The sequence below is a fragment of the Maricaulis sp. genome (assembly GCF_034670125.1).
In the GTDB taxonomy this organism is placed as follows: Bacteria; Pseudomonadota; Alphaproteobacteria; order Caulobacterales; family Maricaulaceae; genus Maricaulis.
Genome location: NZ_JAXMOC010000003.1, coordinates 222,466 through 245,286, shown reverse-complemented (window position 1 = coordinate 245,286; position 22,821 = coordinate 222,466). Strand labels below are relative to the sequence as shown.

The following is a 22,821-nucleotide window of genomic DNA, read 5'->3' as shown; positions in this document are numbered from 1 at the left end:
TCGGCCAACCCGCTGACGGAGCCCTTTTCATGCGCCTGGCCTTTTTCGGAGACATTGTCGGCAAGTCCGGCCGCCGCGCGATCGAGGTTCACCTGCCGCGTGTGAAGGAGGCGTTGAAGCCTGACTTTGTGGTCATCAACGCCGAGAACGCCGCCGCCGGTTTCGGGGTTACGGAAAAGATCTGCAACCAGCTGTTCGAGCTCGGCGCCGATGTGCTCACCCTTGGCAATCACGCGTGGGACCAGCGCGAGACCCTGAGCTATATCGACCGTGAACCGCGCTTGTTGCGACCGGCCAATTATCCGGTCGGGTCGACACCCGGTGCCGGTGCCAATCTCTATGACCTGCCCGACGGTCGCCGGGTTTTCGTGATGAATGTCATGGGCAATCTGTTCATGGAGTCGCTCGACGACCCGTTTACCGCGGTGGAGCGGGAACTCGCGGCAGCACCACTCGGCGTGGTGGCCGATGCGGCGATCATCGATTTTCATGGCGAGGCGACGAGTGAAAAGATGGCGATGGGGGCCTTCTGCGACGGGCGGGCCAGTCTCGTTGTGGGTACGCATACCCATGTGCCGACCGCTGATGCGCGCGTCCTGCCCGGCGGCACCGCCTACCAGACCGATGCCGGCATGTGCGGCGACTATGACAGCGTGATCGGCATGGACAAGGAAGAGCCCATGCGCCGCTTCACGACCCGGATGCGATCCGCCCGGTTCGAGCCGGCCACGGGTGAGGCGACCCTGTGCGGCGTTTTTGTCGAGACCGATGATGCGACCGGTCTGGCGCAGCGCTGTGAGCCCATCCGCTTGGGTGGGCAGCTCTCGGAATGCTTCCCGACCTGATGTGACAATTTTGCTGCGACGCAGCGCAAAGCGTGCGGTTCGCCGCTGCAACCGGTTGATCCCCCTCACCGGGCCGCTAGCGTGAAAGTCAGTCGTGCTGTGACGGTGTTCACAGCGTGTCGGGCATGTTCGGCGGCAGGATAGGTCGAAGAATGGCCCGAGCGTCTCGCCGAAACCGGCCCGGCGCGATGGAGGAGGGGGGAAAGATGTTCAAGCAAACCATCCGGTTCGAGCATGCGCAGGATGCCATGGTGTTCGACAATCACATGGTGGAGTTCCTGCGATCCTGTGAAAGCGGGGCCGACGGGGATGACGCCTGCCTGTTCACCACCCACCTTCAGGACGACCGGGCCCATATCCGGGTCGTGCAGACGGACAGCGCCCGGATGTTGGGACGCTTGTTGAACTATCTCTCAATGCGTAACTTCCCCCCTGCAACGCGTGTCGAACCGGTTCGGGGCGTCATGAGCAATTGATCGCCCCGGCAGCCGGGCGGCTGCGGGGAGACAAGACATGACAACGCGTATCCTGCCAGTGATCATGTCGGGAGGATCAGGCACGCGGCTCTGGCCTCTGTCCCGCGAGGACATGCCCAAACAGCTGCAGGCGCTGACCTCTGATGCCAGCATGCTGGTCGAGACGGCCCGGCGGGTCGCGGGGGAGGGAGATGGCATTGAATTCCTGCCTCCCCTGGTCATTCTCAATGCCAAACAGGTGGATACTGCGCGCGCCCAATTGGCCGGCAACGGGTTTCCCGAGGCCCGTTTCGTGGTCGAGCCCGTGGGGCGCAATACGGCGGCGGTTGCTGCAGCGGCGGCGGAACTGGCCAAGGCCACTGACGGTGCCGACCTCGTTTTGCTCCTGCCGGCGGATCACTTCATCCGGGATGTCGGATCGTTCCGCTCCGCGATCGGGCAGGGCAGTGCCCTGGCGAGAAGCGGTCGCCTGGTGACGTTCGGCATCGAGCCGGATCAACCGCATACGGGCTATGGCTATATCCGGCGCGGCGATGCCAGCGGCCCGGGTTTTGACGTGCGCGCCTTCACAGAAAAACCGGATGCGGCCACAGCGACCGACTTCCTGCGCGTCGGGGGGTACTACTGGAATGCAGGGATTTTCCTGTTTGCACCGGACGCGGTCATTGATGAAATGCACCGGCAATGCCCGGATGTCCTGGCGGCCGTGCGCAAAGCGATCAGCGGCGGACACCAGGCTGGAGTCCGGCTCGATCTTGAGGCCGGGGCCTTTGCCCGTTGCCCGTCCATCTCGTTTGATTATGCCGTCATGGAAGGGACTGACCGTGCGGCTGTCGTGCCGGCTGACATCGGATGGTCGGATGTCGGTTCGTTCGATGCGCTTTGGCAAATCCGCGACAAGGACAGTGCGGGCAATGCCGGAACCGGGGACGTCAATTTCCTCGACGCCCGCCGGTGCTTTGGTTTTGCGACCGACACCCGCGTCGTGTTGTGTGGTGTGAGGGACCTCGTCGTGGTCCAGACCCGCGATGCGGTACTTGTGGCCGACCGCAATGACAGCCAGGCGATCAAGTCAGTGGTCGAGCAGCTCAAGGCCGAAGGGCGGACCGACTTGCTCTGACAGACGCGCGCCGATGTGGCGCAAGGTGTGGCGTTTGCCCGTCATTCTGGGTAAGGAAGGCGCCTCGAATCCGCAGGAACAGGGATCCCGATCATGGCCGGACACTCCAAATGGGCCAATATCCAGCACCGCAAGGGCCGCCAGGACAAGCTGCGTTCAAAGCTCTTCTCGCGCCTCTCCAAGGAAATTTCCATTGCCGCCAAGCTGGGTGGACCGGACGTTGATGCCAATCCGCGCCTTCGTCTCGCTGTCGCCAATGCCAAGGGCCAGTCGATGCCCAAGGACAATATCCAGCGCGCGATCGACAAGGCCTCGGGCGGTGATGACGAGTCTTATGAAGACATCCGCTATGAGGGCTTTGGTCCAGCCGGGACTGGAGTGATCGTCGAAGTTTCGACCGACAACAAGAATCGGGCCGCCGCGGAGGTCCGTACGGCCTTTGCCAAGAATGGCGGCAATCTGGGCGAGACCGGCTCGGTCGCCTTCATGTTCGATAATGTCGGCGAGATCCGGTACCCGCTCTCAAAAGCCGACGAAGACACGATGATGGAAGCCGCCATAGAGGCCGGCGCCGAGGATGTTGCGTCCGAGCCCGGCGATGAGGACAATGAGGGCGAACACGTCATCTATACCGCCCGAGAGGACCTGATGGAGGTTGTCGGGGCGCTGTCCGCGACCTTCGAGGATCCGTCCTCCGCCAAGCTGATCTGGCGTCCGCAAAACCTGATCGAAGTGACCGGCGACAAGGTCGCGACCTTGATGAAGATGATGGAAATGCTGGAAGACAGCGACGACGTGCAGAATGTTTACGCCAATTTCGACATTTCCGACGAGGATATGGCGCAACTGGACTGATTGGCATCTGACAGGCGGGGCGAATGGCGGATTGGGCTTCGAGACTGCGGGAATGGGGCGTCGAGACGGCCCTGCCATTCTGGTCCGAGCGCGCCTGGGACAAGCGGTTCGGCGGCTTTCTGGAATCACTCAGCCTGGACGGGCAACCGGTCACCGGTGATACACGGCGTGTCCGAACCCAGGCTCGCCAGATCTATGTGTTCGCGCGCGCCCATCATGCCGGTTGGAGTGACGGGCTGGACTTGGCGGTGGAAGGCTTCGAGCTGCTTGAACGCCGCGCCCATGCGCCGGACGGAACGCCTGGCTGGGTCCACACACTTACCGCCAGCGGCGAAATCGAAAGCCCGGCGCGTGACCTGTACGACCATGCCTTCATCCTGCTGGCCCTGTCCTGGCTGCACCGGGTCACGCATGACAGTCATTATCGCCAGCTCGCCGACGAGATCCTCATCTATCTCGACACCCACCTGACCCGCCCCCAGGGCGGTTATGCCGAAGCGATCGGAGCTGCCCAGCTACCGCGTCGGCAAAACCCCCACATGCATCTCTTCGAAGCATTGCTGGCCTGGTATGACGCCACCGGAGACCAGACCTTCCTGACCCGCATCGAGGCGATCTACCAGCTGTTCTCGACCCGTTTTCTCGACCGGGATGCGGGGGTCTTGTACGAGTTCTTCGACGCCGATTGGCAGGTCACGGCCGATCCTGCGGGCGCAGTGGTCGAGCCGGGCCATGAAGTCGAATGGATCTGGCTGTTGCATGCCTATCGTGACCACGGCGCAAGCGTGGATGAGACCATTCTCGAATTCCTGCATGCGCATGGCACCGGTATCGGGCGCAATCGCGGGACCGGTTGCCTGGTCGCCACCGTCCGGCCGGACGGCCAGACGCTGGATGCCGGTTCGCGAACCTGGATGCAGACCGAGTGGTTGCGCGCCGCGGCGGCCCGTCAGCGCGCCGGCCACCGGTCGGCCGGTACCGAACTGGAAACCGTCTGCGATCTGCTCTTCCGGCACCATCTTGACCCCGCCATTCCGGGGGGGTGGATCGACCAGATTGATGCCTCCGGACACCGTGTCGCCGATCGCATGCCCGCCAGTACCCTCTATCATGTGCTCGGGGCGGTGGTTGACGCCCATCGGGCCGATACCGAGGTCGCGGAAAGCGCCGCGAAAGTCTTGTGAAGCCGGGGAGCTGCCAATAGGTTGTCCACTCTGATCGTGAGTGCAGGAAGACCCGTGTCCGATACCGAATTGAATGCTCATGCCGTGCGCCTGTCCGGCACCTCCCTTCGCGCGCTGACGGAAGCTGGCGAGGAGCGCTCGCAAGCCCTGATCCTCAAAATTGCCGGTCTTGAACTGGACGCCACGAAACAGCGACTGGACGCGGCCGCGCTGGAAGCCCTGTTTGCCCGGGCCCGCGCGAGCGGACTTGAAAGCAAGCGGGACGCGCTTCTTTCGGGCAAAATTGTGAACGCTACCGAAAACCGACCGGCGCTCCATATGGCCTACCGGGAGGGCGGCGATTTGGCGGGGAGCGACGCGGCGATACTGGTGTCACGCACGCAGGCTGAAACGCGTGCGTTCGCCGACCGTGTCCGCTCGGGCGGGTTTGCGCCGTCCGGGGTGCCGATCAGCCGGGTGGTCAATATCGGGATCGGTGGTTCAGATCTTGGCCCGCGCCTGGTGGGAGATGCCCTGGCTGACCATGCCGCTGATGGGCCGGAACTGCGGTTTGTCGCCAGCCTGGATCCCAGCGATCTGAAGCACGCGGTGGCGGGTGCCGACCCGGCGGCCATCCTGTTCATCGTGGCGTCGAAATCCTTTTCGACACAGGAAACCCTGATGACCGGGGAGGCAGCTCGTGACTGGCTGGCCGGACATGTCGGCGCCGCGCGGGCCGGCGCCCATTTCGCGGCCGCCTCGGCGGCACCGGACAAGGCGAAGGCGTTCGGTATCGATCCGTCCCTGGTGTTTGATTTCCCTGACTGGGTCGGTGGTCGATATTCGGTCTGGAGTGCGGTCGGGCTGGCCCTTGAGATCGGCCTTGGACCGTCAGTCTTCCAGGCTTTCCGCGATGGTGCGCGGGAAATGGATCAGCACTTTGCCTCCGCCCCGCTCGAGCGCAACATGCCGGTTCTCAAGGGCTTGATCGATGTGTGGAACCGGATCGGGATGAATTATCCGGCGCGATGTGTTGCCGCCTATTCGGCGCGTCTGGGCAAGCTGGCGGACTATTTCCAGCAGCTGGAGATGGAATCACTCGGCAAGTCGGTGACCGTTGACGGCCAGCCCGGCCCGACACCCGGCGGCGCCCTCGTCTGGGGAGGCAATGGTACCGAAATCCAGCACTCTTTCTTCCAATGGCTCCATCAGGGTGGCGATGTCGTGCCGGTCGACTTCATTGGCGTGGCCCGCCATTTTGCCAGTTCCGATCCGCGCGAGCGCGCCCTGGCCGCCAACATGGCTGCCCAGGGCGCTGCCTTGCTGGATGGACGCCAGATCGATCCGGCGACCGAGCCGGATCTCGCCAGCCACAAATCAATGCCCGGTAACCGCCCTTCGGCGACCCTGCTCCTGGATGATCTGACCCCGGCGACGCTCGGCGCGCTTATCGCCTTGCATGAACACAAGGTTTTTGTCGAAAGCGTCCTGTACGACATCAATCCGTTCGACCAGTGGGGTGTCGAGCTGGGAAAAGTGCTGACCAAGGGGATTTTGGACGGCGATATATCCAGCTATGACGCGTCCACAAAAGCCTTGCTTGCTAGGACAGGCCTGATATCCGGCTAGCCACCGGCCCGGCGCAGGAGACGCTTCATGACCACGCCTTCAAACCCTGTTTCCATGACCGACATGGCCAATGCCATCCGGGCGCTGTCGATGGATGCGGTCCAGCAAGCCAATTCCGGCCATCCCGGCATGCCAATGGGTATGGCCGACGTGGCCACCGTTTTGTGGTCCAAGCACATGAAATTCGATCCCGCGGCGCCGGCTTGGGCCGATCGTGACCGCTTCGTGCTGTCGGCAGGCCATGGCTCCATGTTGCTTTACTCGATCCTGCACCTCGCCGGGTTCGAGGACATCTCCATGGATGAGTTGAAGAACTTCCGCCAACTGGACAGCCTCACCGCCGGCCACCCGGAATATGGTCACACGCCGGGTGTGGAAGCGACGACCGGGCCGCTGGGGCAGGGGATCTCGATGTCAGTCGGCATGGCCCTGGCCGAGCGCATGATGAACGCGCGCTATGGTGATGACCTCGTCGACCACCGTACCTGGGTCATCGCTTCGGACGGAGACCTGCAGGAAGGCATTTCCCACGAGGCCATTTCCCTGGCCGGGCATCTGGGGCTCAACCGCCTCTGCGTGCTGTGGGACGACAATGAAATTTCCATCGACGGGCCGACCGACCTTTCCGAGAGTACCGATGTCCTCAAGCGCTTCGATGCAGCTGGTTGGTCGGTATCGCGCATTGACGGACATGATCCGGCCGCCATCGATGCCGCCCTGCAGGCTGCGCGTTCGTCCGACAAGCCGGTCCTGATCGCCTGCCGGACAACGATTGGCTTCGGCGCGCCGACCAAGGCGGGAACCGCAGGCAGCCATGGTGCACCGCTGGGGCCCGACGAGATTGCCGGGACGCGCAAGGCGCTTGGCTGGTCAGCCGCTCCATTTGAAATTCCTGCCGAGATCGTGGACGCATGGCGGGCGACCGGTTCGGCAGATGCCCACCAGGCTTGGCAGGACAGGTTGGCCGGCTCGGACCGGGCCGATGATTTCGTGGCCCAGATTTCCGGCGAACCGGGTGAAGCCGAGATCGCTGCGCTGGACGCCTGGCGCAGGAAGGTTGCGGCCGACAAGCCGGTGCTGGCGACCCGGGCCGCTTCCGGCCAGACCCTGGCGGCGATTATCGGTGACTGGCCGAGCCTGGCGGGTGGCTCAGCCGATCTGGCAGGTTCCAACCTCACCAAGACGCCGGATGTCGGCATTGTGAAGGCCGGGGACTATGCCGGCCAGTACATCCATTTCGGTGTGCGCGAGCACGGCATGGCGGCGTGCGCCAATGGCATGTCCCTGCATGGGGGCTTTCGCCCGCATGTCGCGACCTTCCTGGTCTTCGCCGATTATTGCCGCCCGTCGATGCGTCTGTCCTCATTGATGCATCAGCCTGTGGTCTACGTGATGACTCACGATTCGATCGGGCTGGGTGAAGACGGGCCGACCCACCAACCGGTCGAGACACTCGCCTCCTTGCGGGCCATTCCGAACATGCACGTCTTCCGTCCGGCCGATGCGCTTGAAACCGCCGAGGCCTGGGACCTCGCCTTGCGCCGGATCGATGGGCCGTCCGTCCTCGCTCTGTCACGCCAGAAGCTGCCCTTCCTGCGCACGGATGACGGCAGCACCAACCGGTCGTCGCTCGGCGCCTACATCCTGTCGGACGATGCAGGAGCTCCGGATGTCGTACTGGTCGGGACGGGGTCCGAAGTCTGCCTGGCAGTCGAGGCTGCGGACAGCTTGCGTACCAAGGGGCGCAAGGTTCGAGTGGTCTCTGCTCCCTGCCTCGATCTCCTGCTGGAACAGGATGAGTCCTATCTCGAGGAACTTTTCCCGGCCGACATCCCGGTCATCGCCTGCGAAGCGGCGCTGCGGTTTGGCTGGGATCAGGTGATTGGACGCAAGGGCGGATTTGTGGGCATGACCGGCTTTGGCGCCAGTGCCCCGGCGGAACAGCTCTACGCGCATTTCGGGATTACGGCCGCGGCAATCGTCGAGCAGGCTGAAGCGCGTTTGGCCTGATTGGCCTTGACCCGCAGGCAATGCTGCTGACCGGCCTTTTAGCAGTCGATCAGTCGCTGGTTGCGACGCCTGTCGTGCCTGGCGCCTGCAAGGCGGCCTGGACGGACGACTGCGGAAGCCTGGCGATATAGCTGCAATCGGACGAGCCGAACCAGAGGTCCTGGTCGCCGGTCAGGACCATGTTCGAGATGTGGCAGACGCGGTCGTCCGGGTCGTGGATTGAGCCGATGATGGCACCGGACTGCTCGTCGAGTACCGCAATGAACGGGCGTGCCGATCCGCCAACCGGGCGAAGCCAGGCCGGCAGACGGGACACGATCCGGGCCAGCCAGGGATTTTTCCGGATCGTCCGCATTGCCGAACTGCGCCGGGCCGGCAGGGCTACAAAGAGATGCCCGGCATTGTCGGTCGCCAACCCGTCCGGCAAGCCGGGCAGATTGCTGGCAAAGACCTCGGTTTCGCCGCGGCGCGGGCCTTCGATCCAGTGGCGCAATATCCGGTAGCGGAAGGTCTCCGACACATAGATCGACCGTTCGTCCGAGGCGATCGCGACACCGCTGGGAAAATAGAGCCGCTCCGCTGCGAGCCGGGTCTGGTGAGTGCGCGGGTCCCAAACGTAGAGGGCACCATGCGGACGGTTCTCGAGCATGTCGAGCACTTGGCGCCGATCAGACGCTTCGCTGTCCAGGAGTACGGACGGGTCGGTGAAATAAATCTCGCCCTGGCTGGTAACGGCCAGGTCGTTGGCGTACCCGAACGGATAACCGGGCACCCCGACGCTCACCCGCGTTGAGTTTCCGGATCTGACGTTGATCGCAAACAGACCGTCCGGCGTAGTCGCGCCAAGTGTGTTGGGGTTGATCCAGGCGAGGTCGAGGATTGGCAGGTCACCGAGATCGGTGATGGCGGCCGGGTCCAGCGCGATGCCGTTGGCGTCGATCCTGAGAATCTCACCCGCGAGATTGCCATAATAGACCTTGCCGTCCGCACCCAGCGCGAGGCTGCGCGCGGCACCTTGATTGTCCAGCTCGATGAACTGGGCCGACTGAAGGCCGGCGTTGGGTGCGAGTACGCCGGTCATGGCGGGCGGTTCCGGTTCGTCCCAATAGACCGGATTGATCGCCGATGGCCACATCAGCCACAGGACAGCGAAGACCGCTGTCAGGCTGATGATGATCGCTCCAAGACGCATACGCATGCCGACCCGCTTACAATTGTGCAGCCCGAACAGGGTGGGCCGCTTCAAGGGGGCGCATGTACGGTTTTAAACCGCGCACAAACAAGGCACGCAGCGGTTGTGAATTATAACCTGCAAGAAAACCCGCGTTGATCAGACCGGTACGATCAGTCCGAACGCATGGAGTTTGCCGAGCGTTTCGATCGCCGCTGCCTCATCCTGACCGACAAAACTTGCCGCTGTCACCGTTCCGCCGTCGAGCAGGGTGTGGAGACCGGCCTCGGCCTCGGCGGCAAACCGGACTTCGCCGCCAGCTGTGATGATGACATTTTCGGTGTCATCACCGGCAAACCGCCACGGCACAAACGGGCGCAACCGGAACGCCTGGTCCGGTGTTGCAGGTGCCAGGTAATTGCTGATTGCGCCGCGGGTATTGGGAACGCGTGAGCGGATGAAGCTGTCGACAAAGAAGTCCATCGCCCCGTCGACGCTCATCTCGCGGGCCAGCATTTCGGCCATGTCCTTGAATGTCGCCTCGGCATCGGTGCGGTCAAAGTCGGGACGGGCAAAGCCCGGTGGCAGCGAATGCCGCATGGCCGGCGTGCGCAGAGCGACTTCCGAAACCGCCTCCAGCATCAGGTCGGCCCATGTCTTCACGATCAGGCCAAGCGTGATGTGGAGTGACGCTGTGTCCCCATGGGTCCGGGCGTCGTGCATCAAGCCGCGTGGGACATAGATGCATTCGCCGGCCTTGAGGACGAATTCTGCGACCGCTTCACCGGCCTCGTGAGCATCCGGCCGGAAGCCTTCCCCACGGTAGGGGTTTTCAACGGGGGTCTCGTAGAACCGCCACAGCTTCTCGCCCTCGATCTGCATGACGAACACATCGTGATCGTCATAGTGGGTGTTGAAGCCCTGATTGTCCGGCGGGGTGAGGTAGATATTGGTCTGAACGTGACAGCTGAGCAGGGACTCAACCGCACGGCAGAACTCGCCGAGCACGGCGTCCATCATGTGGAGTTGCGGCAGGATGATGGTCGCACCCTGACGGTATTGATTGGCAACGCCGCCACGATCCACATAACCAGTATCAAACATGTAGTCTTCGCGCTGCACCTGGGGCTCGGACCGTGCCATGTCCAGCGAGCCCTCGCGCAGGTCGATGCTGGATACAATGTCGTCGATACGGGCAATCGACAGCAGGCCGGCATACCGGCCCGGGTCCTCGCGATGAACGATCAGCGGCTTCTTCTCGTGGTAGTCACGGAAAAACGTTTCACGATCAATGGGATCGATCATGGCGCGAAACGGATCGGTCAGCCAGAGCGGTGCAGTCATGTTGAAGGTCTCCCCCGAGTGTTCGGAAAATTTTAGCGGCGCCCGTAGCGCTTGTCGCCTGTCTGGGTGTGCACAATTGTGTCGCAGGCATGAAAAACCCCTCGCGCCGGAGCGGGAGGGGTTTTCGTCAGCCTGTGATGCCTAGCAGCGTCGCCCGCCACCGACAGGGTCAGCGTAATTGCCGGTGTCATTGTCGGTGCAAGCACGACCACCGCCGCGTCCGCCTCCGACCGGGTCGGCATAGCGTCCTGAATCATTGTCGGTCGCGCCGCGATAGCTGCCACCACGGCCGCGACCGGCCGGGTCGGCATAACTGCCGCTGTCGCTGTCGGTGATGCCGGAGCTGCCACGGCCACGACCGGCCGGGTCAGCGTAGGCGCCGCTGTCGGCGTCTGTCACGCCGCCACCGCGGCCGCCTCCGACCGGGTCGGCATAGCGACCGGTGTCACTGTCTGTCACACCGCCGCCTCGGCCATTACCGACCGGGTCGGCGTAACGGCCGGTGTCGCTGTCGGTGACGCCAGTTGTGCGGTGTCCGCCGCGACCGGCACCGGCCGGGTCGGCATATCGCCCCGTATCACTGTCGGTATAGCCGGTGGTCGCGCAACCCGCGACGGTTCCGGCGGCACCGGTAACCACGGCCGCTCCCGCGACCCGGGTCAGGAATGAGCGCCGGGAAAGTTTTCCACGTTTGGCCATTGAAGCCTCCTTGTGCCGCCCCGGGCTCGATCCGTTCGAGCCCGGGCTACACCCTGACTAGCGGCAGCGACGTCCGCGGCCGCCTGGATCAGAGTAGGTGCCGGAATCACTGTCTGAACACGAGCGGCGTCCGCGGCCGTTTCCAGCCGGATCAGCATAGGCACCGCTGTCGCTGTCGGTGACGCCTGAGCGGCCACGACCATTGCCAACGGGGTCTGAATAGGTGCCGGTGTCACTGTCGGTGACGCCGGATGTGCGACCACCCCGGCCATTGCCCGCCGGGTCAGCGTAGGATCCGCTGTCGCTATCGGTCAGGCCCGATCGTCCGCGACCATTGCCAGCCGGATCGGCGTAGGCGCCACTGTCGCTGTCCGTGATGCCGGAGCGTCCGCGGCCATTGCCGGCCGGATCCGCATAGGCGCCCGAATCGCTGTCGGTCATTCCCGAGCTGCCGCGACCGTATCCAGCGCGGTCGGCATTGGCGCCACCGTCGCTGTCGGTCGCGCCGGTCCGGCCGTAGCCAGCCCGGTCCGCATAGCTGCCGGAATCACTGTCCGTGCGGCCGGTGTGGTTCTGGGCGCTGGCCGCGCCGGAGACAGCGCCTGCGGCGCCGGTCGCGATCGCGGTGCCAGCCACGCGCGTCAGAAACGAGCGGCGGCTGAGCTTTCCTTTGTTGGCCATGAAGATACCTCTTTATCGTGCCGGGCAATCCCCCACGAATTGCTCGAAGTCCCTCACGATTGAACAAAACAACGGCGCCCGAAGGCGCCGCTGTTCAAGTCTTACAGGCTCGGTCCGCGACCGCGGCCACCCGGGTCGGAACAGCCGGAGCTGTCGGAGTCGGTGTAGCCGGTATTGCCGCGGCCATAGCCGGCCTGGTCGGCGCAGGAACCGCTGTCGCTGTCGGTGCGACCCGTGCGGCTGGTGCCGTGGTTGGCATAATCGTTCGGGTCCGAATCGGAGATGCCGGTACGAGCGACACCATCAACCGGGTCTGCATCCGAATAACGCTGGACAACAGCGGCGCCGGCGACAGTGGCGATGGCGCCGGTTGCGATGGTTCCACCTGCCACACGTGTCAGGAACGAGCGACGGCTGAGTTTGCCTTTTTTGGCCATGTCTGAGTATCCCCCTGGGTCAAATTCGACAGTTGGATCCGGAAATCCGAACCCAATCAAACTGGTATCGAGTTTAGGCGGGGCGGTATCGGCGATCAAACGAAAGCTGAATAAATAAAATCTCATAAAAACAATTGTATACGAGTATTCATGACAATGATACGCAATAAAAGTGACTATGAGAATGGATTGCAGTCGCCAAATGAAGCGAATGCGAATTGTTCTCAAGACTAGTTTGCGGTGTCGGTCGTGGTCGCGCGGGCTGTCGTTCTTGTCTTGTTCCGGTCGCCGGACTGGTGTTAGCTTGTCGGGTCCGGGAGGGGCTGATGGCATTATCCGTGCGAATTCTGGGAATTGACCCCGGCTTGAGGCGAATGGGCTGGGGCATGATCCGCGTTGAAGGCTCGCGGCTCAGCGCGATTGCCCATGGCGTGGTAACACCACCAACATCGGCCCCGTTGTCGCAACGACTGACCCACATTTTCAACGCTGTCGGGGATCTCGTTCGTGAGCATGCCCCGGATGAAGCGGCGATCGAGGAGGCGTTCATGGCGAACAACGCGGCATCGGCCCTCAAGCTCGGTCACGCCAGGGCAGCCGCGCTGCTTGCGCCGGCTCAAGCCGGTTTGCCGGTCGCCGAGTACGCCGCGCGGCTGGTCAAGAAGTCTGTGGTCGGAACAGGGGCGGCCGACAAGGCGCAGGTGGCCGCCATGGTCGGCATCCTGCTCCCGGGCACCAAGGCGACTGCCGATGCGGCCGACGCGCTCGCGATCGCTGTCTGCCATGCCCATCACCGACGGTCGGCCAGCCTGGGGAGCGCGGCATGATCGGCATGCTGAAAGGGACGGTCGAGGCCTTGGGCGCGGACGAGCTGGTGCTGGATGTTGAGGGGGTCGGCTATCTGGTTGGAGCCGGGGCCCGGACGCTGTCCCGGCTCGAGCCCGGTCAGGCCATCGTCCTGCATATCGAGACCCATGTCCGCGAAGACGCGTTCAAACTGTTCGGCTTCCTGGACGATATCGACCGGGCCTGGTTCGTACACTTGCAAAACATCCAGGGCGTCGGCGCCAAGGCCGCCTTCGCCATTCTGGATACTGTGCCGGTCAGCGAGATCGCCAATGCTGCAGCCTTGGGCGACAAGTCGACCTTTGCCCGGGCCAAGGGTGTCGGACCGAAGCTGGCGACGCGGATCGCGACCGAGCTGAAAGACAAGGCACCGCCGACCGGGCGCAGCTTCTCGATCGGCCTGCCCGTCCATGGGGATGAGGCGACGGTCGGCACGCCAACTACCAAGCCGTCAGGTGGCGAGAGTCTCGCCCGGGAGGATGCGGTCTCGGCCCTGGTCAATCTCGGCTACAATGAAGGACAGGCAAGGCAGGCTGTCGCGACGATACTCCGAAGCTCCGGACCCGAGGCACCGCTGGGCGATGTGATCCGGCAGTCCCTGAAAGAACTCGCAACATGACCGGCATCTATCGCGTGGACGCGGGTGATCGGATCACGATAGACCCGGTTCATCATGACTGACGCTTTCGACCAGACAGACACGGATCGGCTGGTGGACCGGGACCTGCAGACCGGCGATGGCCGGGATCGCGCATTGCGCCCGCTCTCCTTCTCGGATTTTGTTGGCCAGAAAGCCTCGATCGCCAACCTCAAGGTCTTCGTCGAGGCTGCAAGACGGCGGGAAGAAGCGCTCGACCATGTCCTGCTGTCCGGTCCTCCGGGATTGGGCAAGACCACGCTTGCCCAGATTGTGGCACGGGAAATGGGCGTCGGATTCCGGGCGACGTCCGGGCCGGTGATTGCAAAGGCGGGCGATCTCGCCGCTATTCTCACCAATCTCGAGCCCCGGGATGTGCTGTTCATCGACGAAATCCACCGTCTGGCGCCAGCGGTCGAAGAAATACTCTACCCGGCGATGGAAGATTTCTGCCTCGATCTGGTCATCGGCGAAGGCCCGTCGGCGCGGACGGTGCGGATCGAGCTGCCGCCCTTCACACTTGTGGGCGCCACGACCCGCGCCGGCTTGCTGGCAACCCCCCTCAGGGATCGATTTGGCGTCCCGGTCCGTCTCGAATTCTATGACGAGGCCGAGCTCGGCTTCATAGTGACGCGCGCTGCGGAAAAACTCGGTATCGGATCCACCCCGGACGGCGCCCGGGAGATAGCCCGCCGGGCACGCGGAACGCCACGAGTCGCTGGTCGTCTGCTGCGACGGGTGCGTGATTTTGCCGAGGCGGAAAGTGCCGAGAAGATCACCGAGGCGGTCGCGGACCGTGCCTTGAAGCGCCTTGAAGTCGACGCGATCGGGCTCGACAGCCTTGATCGCCGCTACCTGCGAGCCCTGACGGAGAGTTTTGGCGGCGGTCCGGTCGGTGTGGAAACCCTGGCGGCAGCCCTCGCCGAGGCCCGGGATGCCCTGGAGGATGTGGTTGAGCCCTTTCTCATCCAGCAGGGCTTTATCCAACGCACTCCGCGTGGTCGCCTGGCAACCGGTCGGGCCTGGGAGCATCTGGGCCTGGTGCCGCCGCAAAGCGTTCCGACGCCGGCACCGGGGGGGCTGTTCGGAAAATGAGCGACATGATGATGCCGGCGACCGGATCAATCGGGCCGGACAAGACGCACCGCTTGCCGGTGCGGGTCTACTATGAGGACACCGATTTTTCGGGCGTCGTCTATCACGCGCGCTATCTCCATTTTTTCGAACGTGGCCGGACAGAGAGCCTGCGCGCCTGTGGCATCCATCATTCCGAGTTGGCGGCGTTGGAGCCGTCCCTGGCATTTGCCGTACGTCGCATGGCGGTCGAATTCGTCCGGGCCGCCCGCGTCGATGACGTGCTGATGGTCGGCACCTGTTTCAGGCCGCCAGTCGGCGCCCGCCTGATGATGGAGCAGACCCTCCATCGAGCCGATGAGCTGGTGGCGTCTGCGACTGTCGAAGCCGTCTGCATAGACGGAACCGGGAGCGCCAAGCGACCACCGCATTGGATGCGGGACAAATGGCGCGAGTATCTGGTCGGCTGAGCCGTCTGCTCATTAACAATGACAACCATTCGGTCGCCAGGACCGCCGCAGTCTCTTGCCGGACGGACCTGCGACAATTACCCCTGTAGATGGCAGGGGGGAATGCTGGTGGCCAAGGTCTGGAAATCATCGGGACGCGCGAAGCGGGCCGCCGCTGATGCGTCGGGTCCACCGCCCAATTTCGAATTCAACGTGGCTCGCGTCCTCCAGGATGGCCCGTTCATGTTCATGCATTCGGTGCACGAACCGGACGAGGGCGGCGAGGTCTGGGTCACAATGAGCCTGATCCGTCGAACGGCCGCCGGCCTGATGAATGTCCAGCGCCAGGTGTCTGCCCGTTTTTCGCCCGAAGGCGAGTACTGCGCCGTGTCCACGGCTGCCGAGCCGGACCGGAAGCTGAAGGATGAAGCCGCGCTCAACAAGGCTCAGGTCAACGCCTTCATCCAGCTGGTGGTTCGGGAGGGTGCCTCCGAGCACCGCGATGCCTTCATAGACCGGGGTCGCTTTGTCACCCACACGCCCGGCACGTGCTGTCGACCCGAGGGCCTCGATGCGCTTGTGGCCCGCCGACGCCCACGGCCCGGCCTTGTCTATCATGGTGTCGACGACATTGTCGGCGAGGGCGCCTATGTTGCGGTCTTCTCCTGCTTCGACATGGATGGCGAAACCTACCGGGCGTGCGACCTGCTGCGCCTGGAAGACGGGCGCATCGTTGAACACTGGGATGTGGTCGAAGCCGTCGCGCCCCACACGGTTGCGCACAACGACGAGACGTGATCGCGCAGTATTTGCGGTTATCACCTCCTGAAATTTGCCGTATTCGATAGGCAGGAACCGTTCCGGGCGGAACGCGTCAGCGCAGGCACAAAGTCTGCATGGCGACGGACGGTTTGTGAAACACGGTATCGGAACCGCGTGCGTGGGTCCGAAGCGCAAGGGTGAGCGTCATGGAGTCTTCTGTCGTCGAAATCGCGCAGGTCGTGGAGGGTTTTTCCTTCTATGCCTTGTTCATGCGCGCCGACTGGGTTGTGAAAGGTGTGATGGGCATTCTGGCCTTCATGTCGGTCTGGTCCTGGGCCATCGCGATCGACAAGTCGCTGCAACTACGTGGCCTGCACTCTAAAGGCCGCCAGTTTGAACGCGAATTCTGGTCCGGTCGGTCGCTGGATGCCTTGGCCGACCAGTTTGCCAAGAATGCCCGCGAGCCGTTTTCACGCGTGTTCGCAGCGGGTTTGCGTGAATGGAAGGGCGACAGCCCGGGTGGGCGTGTCTCCAAGGCTGCAGGGGCTGAAGCCGGTCGTCAGATGACCGAGTCCGAGGGCGGGCTGGGCATCCTGGCAACGATCGCCTCAGCCGCGCCGTTTGTCGGCCTGTTCGGCACGGTCTGGGGCATCATGAACGCCTTCCGCTCTATCGCCGCATCGCAGGACACCAATCTGGCTGTGGTCGCACCGGGTATCGCCGAAGCGCTGTTCGCGACCGCGCTGGGTCTTCTCGCTGCCATCCCGGCGGTGATCTTCTTCAATGCCCTGTCTGCCAATCTTGCCAAATACGGGTCGCGACTCGACGGTTTCGTCGACGAGCTGTCAGCCCTCGCCGACCGCGACGGGGTGTAGGCCGATGGCAGTGTCACTCGATAGTGGCGGATCCGGTCGCGGCCGGGCCCGCTGGAAGCCGAAGGCGGAAATCAATGTCACACCGTTTGTGGACGTGATGCTGGTCCTGCTGATCGTCTTCATGATCACCGCGCCCCTGCTCACGGTGGGCGTTCCGGTCAATCTGCCGGAAACCGAGGCCCGCAACCTGCCGGCTGGCGAGGAACCTCTGACCGTGACCGTCAATGCGGACGGGCTGATCTATCTCCAGGAAACCGAGATTCCGCTGACCGAGCTGGTGCCGCGCCTGCGGGCCATCGCCGGTACGGGTTTTGACGCCCGCATCTATATTCGTGCCGATGATGGTGCCGCTTATGGCGACGTGGCGCGCGTCATGGCGCGCATCAATGCGGCCGGTTTCTCCAATCTGGGCCTGGTGACGGACCCGGTGCAGCAATAGCGGCGACAGTCTGGTGCGTGGTTTTGTCCTCTCCCTTTTCGTACACGGCGGCATCATCGCCGCGGGGCTGATCTATCTGCCCCGCATGACCAGCGTGTTCGAGACGACACCGGTCGTGCCCATCGAGCTGGTGACCTTGGGTGAGACGACCAATATCCGCGCTGCGCGCCCGGATCCCGAGCCGGTCATTGACGACGAGCCGGCTGACACAATTGATGATGCCATTGATGAGCCGGAACAGGCTCCGGCACCCGAGCCCGAGCCGGTCGAACCGGAACCTGAAATCATCGATGAAGCGCCGGAAACGCCCGCGGCCCCTGAACCCGAGCCCGTCGAAGAGGCACCAGTACCCGAGCCACAGCGTCCCGAACCACAGCGCCGTCCGGAACCACAGGCTAGGCCGGCCGAACCCTCCCTGAATGACATGTTGGGTGACCTGTCCAGAAGCGTCGCGGAAACCCGTGACACCCAAGCGGCGGATGAAGGCGCGCGGCGTGAGGCGGTCGGTGATGGCGAGCAGATGACAGCGACCCTGCAGGTGATGCTCCGATCCCACCTGTCCCGTTGCTGGCGCGCGTCGCTGGATGCGCCCGAACCCGACGAGCTGGCAGTGCAACTGGTGTTGAACCTCGACCGGTCCGGCGAACTGACCGGACCGCCACGTCTCACCGACCAGGCACGTATCCTCAATTCGCCCAACCCCTACCTGCGCGTTGCGGGTGAGCGGGCCTTGCGCGCGGCCGTTCAGTGCCAGCCCTATCCGCTGCCACCGGAAGCTTATTCCGAGTGGCGTCAAATTGAGGTCAATTTTTCGCCGTCCTTATACGGTGGCTAGTCACACCCGTCCCGGAGACCCTGTCCCATGACCCGAATTCTCGTCCTGTTTGCAGCCTTGCTGACCCTGTTGGGTTTGAGTTCCGCGTCCCACGCCCAGGAACCACTCCGGGTCGATGTGACCCAGGGTAATCTCGACCCGATGCCGATCGCCGTCCCGGATTTTGTGGGAGCGTCAGACGAGGCGCTGCGTCGCGGCGCCGACATCACCCGGGTTGTTGCCAACGATCTGGCCAGTTCCGGCCTGTTCGCGCCGGTCGACCAGGACGCCTTCATCGAGGACATCGCCAATATCGATCTGCGCCCGCGCTTTTCCGATTGGCGGGTGATCAATGCCGACGCGCTTCTGGTCGGCAGCGTCACCATCCAGGAGGACGGCCGCCTGGTCGTCGGCTTCCGGCTCTGGGATACACGTCTGGAAGAGCAGCTTCTGGGCCTTCAATACCGCACGGCTCCGGAAAACTGGCGCCGCGTGGCCCATCGCTTGGCCGATGCCGTGTATGAGCGCCTGACCGGCGAGACCGGTTATTTCAACACGCGCATCGTCTATGTTTCCGAAGGTCGCGGCATTGAGGGCGAACCGATCCGCCAGCTGGCGCTGATGGACCAGGATGGCGCCAACCCGTCCTTCCTCACCGACCGGTCCTACATGGCCCTGCTGCCCAATTACTCGCCCAGCGCCCAGGAGATCACCTATGTCTCCTTCCTCGACGGCCAGGCGACCACCTATCTCTACAATCTGGAAACCGGTCGCCAGGAGGCCCTGTTCGCGTCCGGCGGCGCCGGCGCGGCCAGCCAGGTCGATCCGGACGGGCAGAGCCTGTCAGCGCGGTTCTCGCCGGACGGGTCGGAACTGGCGGTATCGATCGAGACACGGTCGGGACATGATATTCACCTGTTCGACCTTCAGACACGCAATCTGCAACGCCTGACACAGCACCCGGCGGATGATGTGGAGCCATCTTTCGCCCCGGATGGCGAGCGGATCGTCTTTTCCTCGGCCCGTGGCGGCGGATCGCAACTCTATGTGATGAATCGTGACGGCAGCGACGTTCAGCGGATCACCTTCGGGTCGGGCCGCTATACGACGCCGGTCTGGTCACCGCGCGGCGACCTGATTGCCTTCACCAAGCAGATTGGCGGACAATTCCTGCTCGGCGTTGTGCGTGCCGACGGCTCGGGCATCGAGCGAATCCTCTACGAGGGCTACTTTGTGGACACGCCTGCCTGGTCGCCCAACGGGCGTGTCTTGCTGTTCACACGTGGCGAGCAGCGCGCCAATGGAACCCGCTACGAGATCTGGAGCGTCGACCTTGCCGGCTTCAACCTCAGACGGTTGGCGACCGGTGGCATGGCGTCCGATCCCGCATGGTCGCCCTTGATTGAGTGACGGATTTCTGCGTAACGTTTTGTCTGGTAAGCGGCACCATTGGGGGGGCCGTCGTCGGTTCAGTATCACGCGTGTCGTGATTGGGAGTAAGTCACAGGCCGTGTGTGCTTGGGCTGGATGAGGGTGTAACATTATGAAAATCAAACTGTTTGCTGTTGCGGCGCTTGGGGCATTTGCGACCGCTTGTGCGTCGACGCCGGTCGAGGAAACCGCGCCGGTCCGGGATACACGCCCTGTTGATCGGCCCATCGAGGATACCCGCCCGGTCGAAACCGGACCGACGGCTGGCTCGTCGGCCCATTTTGTGGCCAACGCCGGGGACCGTGTCTTCTACGGCCTCGATCGCCATGATCTTTCCGATGAAGCCCGTGCCACGCTGCGCCGCCAGGCCGCCTGGCTTGCCTCTTACCCGGGCACCCGCATTCTGGTCGCCGGCAATTGCGATGAGCGCGGCACCCGCGAATACAATCTCGCGCTCGGTGCCCGTCGTGCCAGTGCGGCCCGGACATACCTGATCAGCCAGGGCGTTGATCCGTCCCGGATCTCCACGACGTCCTACGGCAAGGAACGTCCGTCCTGCACGCAGTCGTCGGAAAGCTGCTGGGCAGTCAACCGCAATGCGACAACCACGCTGCTGAGCGGCTATACCAACTAGTCGGTTTCCGCTTGAGACAGGAAACGCCCGTGACCTCGTCGTCGCGGGCGTTTTCAATTCCGGCAACAGGCCGTATTTTCGCCGTCCTCTTCCGATAGGTGCGTTTCCATGATCAGACTTATTTGCCTTTCCGCGCTCACGGCGGCGATCGCCCTCAGCGCCCCCTCCCAAGCCCAATCACGCCGGGAACTGGCCGAACGCATCGATGCCACTGAAGTGCGGATCGGCAACCTGGAAGCGGAATTCATGGCCGGCGATCCGGTCGCGGAAGCCTTGATCCGGCGCATGGACGAGCTGGAATACCAGGTCCAGGCCCTGACCGGTGAGACCGAGCGCCTGACCTTCGAAAACCGCCAGTTGCGCCAGCAGCTCGAAACGCTTGAGGCCGAGGCCGAGGCCCGCAGCCAGGCGGCCGTACCGGTCATGGATGATGCCGCCGTCGCCTGGATGAATGAAGGCCTGGATGGCCCCGATGCCGAAGTTGACGGGTCCACGTTGGCCATCGTCGATCCGGACGACCCCCATGCCGAGGCCCGGGCCGCCGCAACCGGCGTGCTGGGCGGCAATGCGGGCGGCGCCCCGTCTGCGCCGCAGATGGATGCGGTCGACCCGACCGTCACTTTCAACGCAGCGCGAGCACGACTGGTCGATAGTGACTTTATCGGGGCGCAGTCCGGATTCGAGTCCTTCATCGCCGACAACCCCGATCATGCCCTGACCGCACAGGCGCAATACTGGTTGGGCGAAACCTTCTACGTGCGCAGTGATTTCACCCGGGCAGCCGACGCCTTCATCGCGTCGCTGCGGCTGCAGCCATCTGGCGAAAAAGCCCCGGATGCCCTGGTCAGACTGGCTGCGTCCCTGCACGGGATGGGGCGGACCGACGATGCCTGTTCGACCCTGGCCCGGTTCGGCCGCCAATTCCCCAATGCCGCGCCAGCGTCGCAAGCGCGGGCGGCCCGGGAATCTGTGCGCGCCAACTGCCGCTAGGCGTGACCGCGCGGGCTGTCGACACCGTCAGGTCAGCGCTCGACCGGATCGCCGGACAGGGGCCGCTCGGCATTGCCTGCTCGGGTGGGGGGGACAGCCTGGCCCTGCTGGTCATGGCTTCAGAGTGGGCCCGTGACTCGGGCCGCGACCTGCATGTCCTGACTGTCGATCATTGTTTGCGATCAACGAGTGGCGATGAGGCGAAGCTGGTCGCAAGGATGGCGTCCCGCTTGGGTTGGCCCTGTTCCATTTTGTACTGGGACGATGCGCGGGTCGGCGGCGGGCTGCAATCGCGTGCCCGGTCTGCCCGCCACCGCTTGTTGGCGAAGGCCTGTCGTGAGAACGGACTGACCGGCCTGGCGCTGGGGCATACCCGCGATGATCAATCGGAAACGCTCTGGCTCCGGCTCGCGGCCGGCGGCAGCTGGCGCAGTGCAGCAGCCATGGGAGAACGGACGCCATCGCCAGCCTGGCCCGAGGGGCGTGACCTGGAGCTGTTGCGACCTTGCCTCGGTGTCACCCGTTCCGAATTGAGGGACGTGTTGAGGGGCGCTGGCGTCGACTGGGTCGATGACCCGTCCAATAAGGATGATCGCTTCGCTCGCATCCGGGCGCGGTCGGACCTTGAGCGACTGCGGCAGGCCGGGTTCGACACAGACCGGTTCGCGGCACTGGCTGACCAACTGGGTCCGATCCAGGCGGTTGAACGGCAAACCGCTTGGCGTTGCGGCCAGACCGCGGTGACGCTGCATGACTGGGGTGGCGCAAGCCTCGACGGATGTGCCTGGTCAGGGATCGCTCCGGCGGCACGCTTGACCATCCTGGACGCCCTGGTGACGGCGGTGTCCGGTCAGCCGGCCAGTCCGTCACGTGGCCGTCTTGAGCCGCTGGATGCAGCCATCCTTGCCGTCGGACCGCTGACCGGTTGCGGTGTCCGGCTCTGGGCCGGTTCGGGCGGGACGATTTGGCTGGTCCGCGACCGCGGCGCGGTACTGGGCCGTGTTGACCATCACGCGTCCGATCCCTGGACAGGCGAGGCTGACGGGACCCGGATATTCGACGGTCGCTTCGAGATTTCTGCCGGCGCACGCAATCTTGACTGGGGAATTTTGGGCGAAACGTATGACGGTCTGTCATCCCGCGCTATATTGAAGTCGGTGCCCGGTGTGGCGCGCGCCGGACTGCTGGTTGCGCGTGATGCGGGGCAGGTCGTCATGGTGGCCGGGATGGGTCCGGTTTCAACGGGCCTCCCGAAAACCGGAGGGGCGACAGACAGACCGATCGCCCGGTCGCTGATCGCGCACAGATATTGCAGGCGTCTGCTTTCGCAAAAGGCGGTCGGATGGTTTGATGAGCCGGAAATGGCCTGAGTGACGCGGCTTGAAGCCGCAGGGCTGCTTGCCCGACTGGCGCCGGAGCGCCGGAGTGCCCATATCTGGT

Annotated in this window: 24 protein-coding genes; 19 read left to right on the top strand and 5 right to left on the bottom strand. The window is 63.9% G+C overall.

Annotated elements, in window-relative coordinates:
• Positions 1-29: 29 nt before the first annotated feature.
• The 7 genes from VOI18_RS07405 to tkt all read left to right on the top strand — a co-directional run bounded on the left by VOI18_RS07405 (position 30) and on the right by tkt (position 8,098).
• A complete protein-coding gene (locus tag VOI18_RS07405; RefSeq protein ID WP_323761761.1) occupies positions 30-845 on the top strand; it encodes a TIGR00282 family metallophosphoesterase in 816 nt (271 codons plus the stop codon).
• Positions 846-1,051: 206 nt separating this feature from the next.
• A complete protein-coding gene (locus VOI18_RS07400; RefSeq protein ID WP_323761760.1) occupies positions 1,052-1,321 on the top strand; it encodes a hypothetical protein in 270 nt (89 codons plus the stop codon).
• Between the two features lie 37 nt (positions 1,322-1,358).
• Positions 1,359-2,441, top strand: coding sequence for a mannose-1-phosphate guanylyltransferase/mannose-6-phosphate isomerase (locus tag VOI18_RS07395; RefSeq protein WP_323761759.1), 1,083 nt, complete (start codon positions 1,359-1,361; stop codon positions 2,439-2,441).
• A 93-nt stretch (positions 2,442-2,534) separates the two neighbouring features.
• Positions 2,535-3,296, top strand: coding sequence for a YebC/PmpR family DNA-binding transcriptional regulator (locus VOI18_RS07390; protein ID WP_323761758.1), 762 nt, complete (start codon positions 2,535-2,537; stop codon positions 3,294-3,296).
• Positions 3,297-3,319: 23 nt separating this feature from the next.
• Complete coding sequence (locus tag VOI18_RS07385) at positions 3,320-4,480, top strand: AGE family epimerase/isomerase (protein ID WP_323761757.1); 1,161 nt, start codon at positions 3,320-3,322, stop codon at positions 4,478-4,480.
• Between the two features lie 54 nt (positions 4,481-4,534).
• On the top strand, positions 4,535-6,088 hold the full coding sequence (gene pgi, locus VOI18_RS07380) for a glucose-6-phosphate isomerase (RefSeq protein ID WP_323761756.1): 1,554 nt from the start codon (positions 4,535-4,537) through the stop codon (positions 6,086-6,088).
• A gap of 27 nt (positions 6,089-6,115) precedes the next feature.
• A complete protein-coding gene (tkt, locus tag VOI18_RS07375; protein ID WP_323761755.1) occupies positions 6,116-8,098 on the top strand; it encodes a transketolase in 1,983 nt (660 codons plus the stop codon).
• 49 nt (positions 8,099-8,147) lie between these two features.
• Here the strand turns inward: tkt and VOI18_RS07370 are convergent, their stop codons facing one another.
• From VOI18_RS07370 to VOI18_RS07350, 5 genes are all read right to left on the bottom strand, one after another.
• Positions 8,148-9,296, bottom strand: coding sequence for an SMP-30/gluconolactonase/LRE family protein (locus tag VOI18_RS07370; RefSeq protein ID WP_323761754.1), 1,149 nt, complete (start codon positions 9,294-9,296; stop codon positions 8,148-8,150).
• A 132-nt stretch (positions 9,297-9,428) separates the two neighbouring features.
• Entirely contained in the window at positions 9,429-10,613 is a 1,185-nt protein-coding gene (locus VOI18_RS07365) for a cupin domain-containing protein (RefSeq protein ID WP_323761753.1), read from the bottom strand.
• 141 nt (positions 10,614-10,754) lie between these two features.
• Positions 10,755-11,312, bottom strand: coding sequence for a hypothetical protein (locus tag VOI18_RS07360; RefSeq protein WP_323761752.1), 558 nt, complete (start codon positions 11,310-11,312; stop codon positions 10,755-10,757).
• Positions 11,313-11,369: 57 nt separating this feature from the next.
• Positions 11,370-11,993, bottom strand: a complete 624-nt coding sequence (locus VOI18_RS07355) for a hypothetical protein (RefSeq protein WP_323761751.1) — start codon at positions 11,991-11,993, stop codon at positions 11,370-11,372.
• 101 nt (positions 11,994-12,094) lie between these two features.
• Positions 12,095-12,430, bottom strand: a complete 336-nt coding sequence (locus tag VOI18_RS07350) for a hypothetical protein (RefSeq protein ID WP_323761750.1) — start codon at positions 12,428-12,430, stop codon at positions 12,095-12,097.
• A 326-nt stretch (positions 12,431-12,756) separates the two neighbouring features.
• On the opposite strand from VOI18_RS07350, the gene ruvC reads away from it, so the two are divergent.
• The 12 genes from ruvC to tilS all read left to right on the top strand — a co-directional run bounded on the left by ruvC (position 12,757) and on the right by tilS (position 22,751).
• Positions 12,757-13,257 carry a crossover junction endodeoxyribonuclease RuvC gene (gene ruvC, locus VOI18_RS07345; protein WP_323761749.1) on the top strand — a complete coding sequence of 167 codons (501 nt, stop codon included), beginning with the start codon at positions 12,757-12,759 and terminating at the stop codon, positions 13,255-13,257.
• A complete protein-coding gene (ruvA, locus tag VOI18_RS07340; protein ID WP_323761748.1) occupies positions 13,254-13,895 on the top strand; it encodes a Holliday junction branch migration protein RuvA in 642 nt (213 codons plus the stop codon). Before ruvC ends, ruvA begins: the two co-directional genes overlap by 4 nt.
• Positions 13,896-13,949: 54 nt before the next feature.
• Complete coding sequence (gene ruvB, locus VOI18_RS07335) at positions 13,950-15,008, top strand: Holliday junction branch migration DNA helicase RuvB (RefSeq protein WP_323761747.1); 1,059 nt, start codon at positions 13,950-13,952, stop codon at positions 15,006-15,008.
• Positions 15,005-15,457 carry a YbgC/FadM family acyl-CoA thioesterase gene (locus tag VOI18_RS07330; protein WP_323761746.1) on the top strand — a complete coding sequence of 151 codons (453 nt, stop codon included), beginning with the start codon at positions 15,005-15,007 and terminating at the stop codon, positions 15,455-15,457. The genes ruvB and VOI18_RS07330 overlap by 4 nt, the downstream gene beginning before the upstream one ends.
• A 102-nt stretch (positions 15,458-15,559) precedes the next feature.
• A complete protein-coding gene (locus tag VOI18_RS07325; protein ID WP_323761745.1) occupies positions 15,560-16,234 on the top strand; it encodes a hypothetical protein in 675 nt (224 codons plus the stop codon).
• 170 nt (positions 16,235-16,404) lie between these two features.
• Positions 16,405-17,073, top strand: a complete 669-nt coding sequence (gene tolQ / locus VOI18_RS07320; protein ID WP_323761744.1) for a protein TolQ — start codon at positions 16,405-16,407, stop codon at positions 17,071-17,073.
• Between the two features lie 4 nt (positions 17,074-17,077).
• Positions 17,078-17,512: an ExbD/TolR family protein gene (locus tag VOI18_RS07315; RefSeq protein WP_011644355.1), complete on the top strand. Its 435-nt coding sequence runs from the start codon at positions 17,078-17,080 to the stop codon at positions 17,510-17,512.
• Between the two features lie 13 nt (positions 17,513-17,525).
• Positions 17,526-18,347, top strand: a complete 822-nt coding sequence (locus VOI18_RS07310) for a hypothetical protein (protein WP_323761743.1) — start codon at positions 17,526-17,528, stop codon at positions 18,345-18,347.
• Positions 18,348-18,374: 27 nt separating this feature from the next.
• A complete protein-coding gene (tolB, locus tag VOI18_RS07305) occupies positions 18,375-19,736 on the top strand; it encodes a Tol-Pal system beta propeller repeat protein TolB (RefSeq protein ID WP_323761742.1) in 1,362 nt (453 codons plus the stop codon).
• A gap of 133 nt (positions 19,737-19,869) precedes the next feature.
• Positions 19,870-20,391 (top strand): peptidoglycan-associated lipoprotein Pal, encoded by a 522-nt coding sequence (pal, locus tag VOI18_RS07300; RefSeq protein ID WP_323761741.1) that lies wholly within the window; start codon positions 19,870-19,872, stop codon positions 20,389-20,391.
• Between the two features lie 108 nt (positions 20,392-20,499).
• Positions 20,500-21,381, top strand: a complete 882-nt coding sequence (gene ybgF, locus VOI18_RS07295) for a tol-pal system protein YbgF (protein WP_323761740.1) — start codon at positions 20,500-20,502, stop codon at positions 21,379-21,381.
• 2 nt (positions 21,382-21,383) lie between these two features.
• A complete protein-coding gene (gene tilS / locus VOI18_RS07290) occupies positions 21,384-22,751 on the top strand; it encodes a tRNA lysidine(34) synthetase TilS (protein WP_323761739.1) in 1,368 nt (455 codons plus the stop codon).
• The last annotated feature ends 70 nt before the right edge of the window (positions 22,752-22,821 follow it).

Excerpts from the sequence above, each read along its gene's own strand:
- VOI18_RS07405 (WP_323761761.1), top strand. The coding sequence starts at position 30 with ATGCGCCTGGCCTTTTTCGGAGACATTGTCGGCAAGTCCGGCCGCCGC.
- VOI18_RS07400 (WP_323761760.1), top strand. The coding sequence starts at position 1,052 with ATGTTCAAGCAAACCATCCGGTTCGAGCATGCGCAGGATGCCATGGTG.
- VOI18_RS07395 (WP_323761759.1), top strand. The coding sequence starts at position 1,359 with ATGACAACGCGTATCCTGCCAGTGATCATGTCGGGAGGATCAGGCACG.
- VOI18_RS07390 (WP_323761758.1), top strand. The coding sequence starts at position 2,535 with ATGGCCGGACACTCCAAATGGGCCAATATCCAGCACCGCAAGGGCCGC.
- VOI18_RS07385 (WP_323761757.1), top strand. The coding sequence starts at position 3,320 with ATGGCGGATTGGGCTTCGAGACTGCGGGAATGGGGCGTCGAGACGGCC.
- tkt (WP_323761755.1), top strand. The coding sequence starts at position 6,116 with ATGACCACGCCTTCAAACCCTGTTTCCATGACCGACATGGCCAATGCC.
- VOI18_RS07370 (WP_323761754.1), bottom strand. The coding sequence starts at position 9,296 with ATGCGTATGCGTCTTGGAGCGATCATCATCAGCCTGACAGCGGTCTTC.
- VOI18_RS07365 (WP_323761753.1), bottom strand. The coding sequence starts at position 10,613 with ATGACTGCACCGCTCTGGCTGACCGATCCGTTTCGCGCCATGATCGAT.
- VOI18_RS07360 (WP_323761752.1), bottom strand. The coding sequence starts at position 11,312 with ATGGCCAAACGTGGAAAACTTTCCCGGCGCTCATTCCTGACCCGGGTC.
- VOI18_RS07355 (WP_323761751.1), bottom strand. The coding sequence starts at position 11,993 with ATGGCCAACAAAGGAAAGCTCAGCCGCCGCTCGTTTCTGACGCGCGTG.
- VOI18_RS07350 (WP_323761750.1), bottom strand. The coding sequence starts at position 12,430 with ATGGCCAAAAAAGGCAAACTCAGCCGTCGCTCGTTCCTGACACGTGTG.
- ruvC (WP_323761749.1), top strand. The coding sequence starts at position 12,757 with ATGGCATTATCCGTGCGAATTCTGGGAATTGACCCCGGCTTGAGGCGA.
- ruvA (WP_323761748.1), top strand. The coding sequence starts at position 13,254 with ATGATCGGCATGCTGAAAGGGACGGTCGAGGCCTTGGGCGCGGACGAG.
- ruvB (WP_323761747.1), top strand. The coding sequence starts at position 13,950 with ATGACTGACGCTTTCGACCAGACAGACACGGATCGGCTGGTGGACCGG.
- VOI18_RS07330 (WP_323761746.1), top strand. The coding sequence starts at position 15,005 with ATGAGCGACATGATGATGCCGGCGACCGGATCAATCGGGCCGGACAAG.
- VOI18_RS07325 (WP_323761745.1), top strand. The coding sequence starts at position 15,560 with ATGCTGGTGGCCAAGGTCTGGAAATCATCGGGACGCGCGAAGCGGGCC.
- tolQ (WP_323761744.1), top strand. The coding sequence starts at position 16,405 with ATGGAGTCTTCTGTCGTCGAAATCGCGCAGGTCGTGGAGGGTTTTTCC.
- VOI18_RS07315 (WP_011644355.1), top strand. The coding sequence starts at position 17,078 with ATGGCAGTGTCACTCGATAGTGGCGGATCCGGTCGCGGCCGGGCCCGC.
- tolB (WP_323761742.1), top strand. The coding sequence starts at position 18,375 with ATGACCCGAATTCTCGTCCTGTTTGCAGCCTTGCTGACCCTGTTGGGT.
- pal (WP_323761741.1), top strand. The coding sequence starts at position 19,870 with ATGAAAATCAAACTGTTTGCTGTTGCGGCGCTTGGGGCATTTGCGACC.
- ybgF (WP_323761740.1), top strand. The coding sequence starts at position 20,500 with ATGATCAGACTTATTTGCCTTTCCGCGCTCACGGCGGCGATCGCCCTC.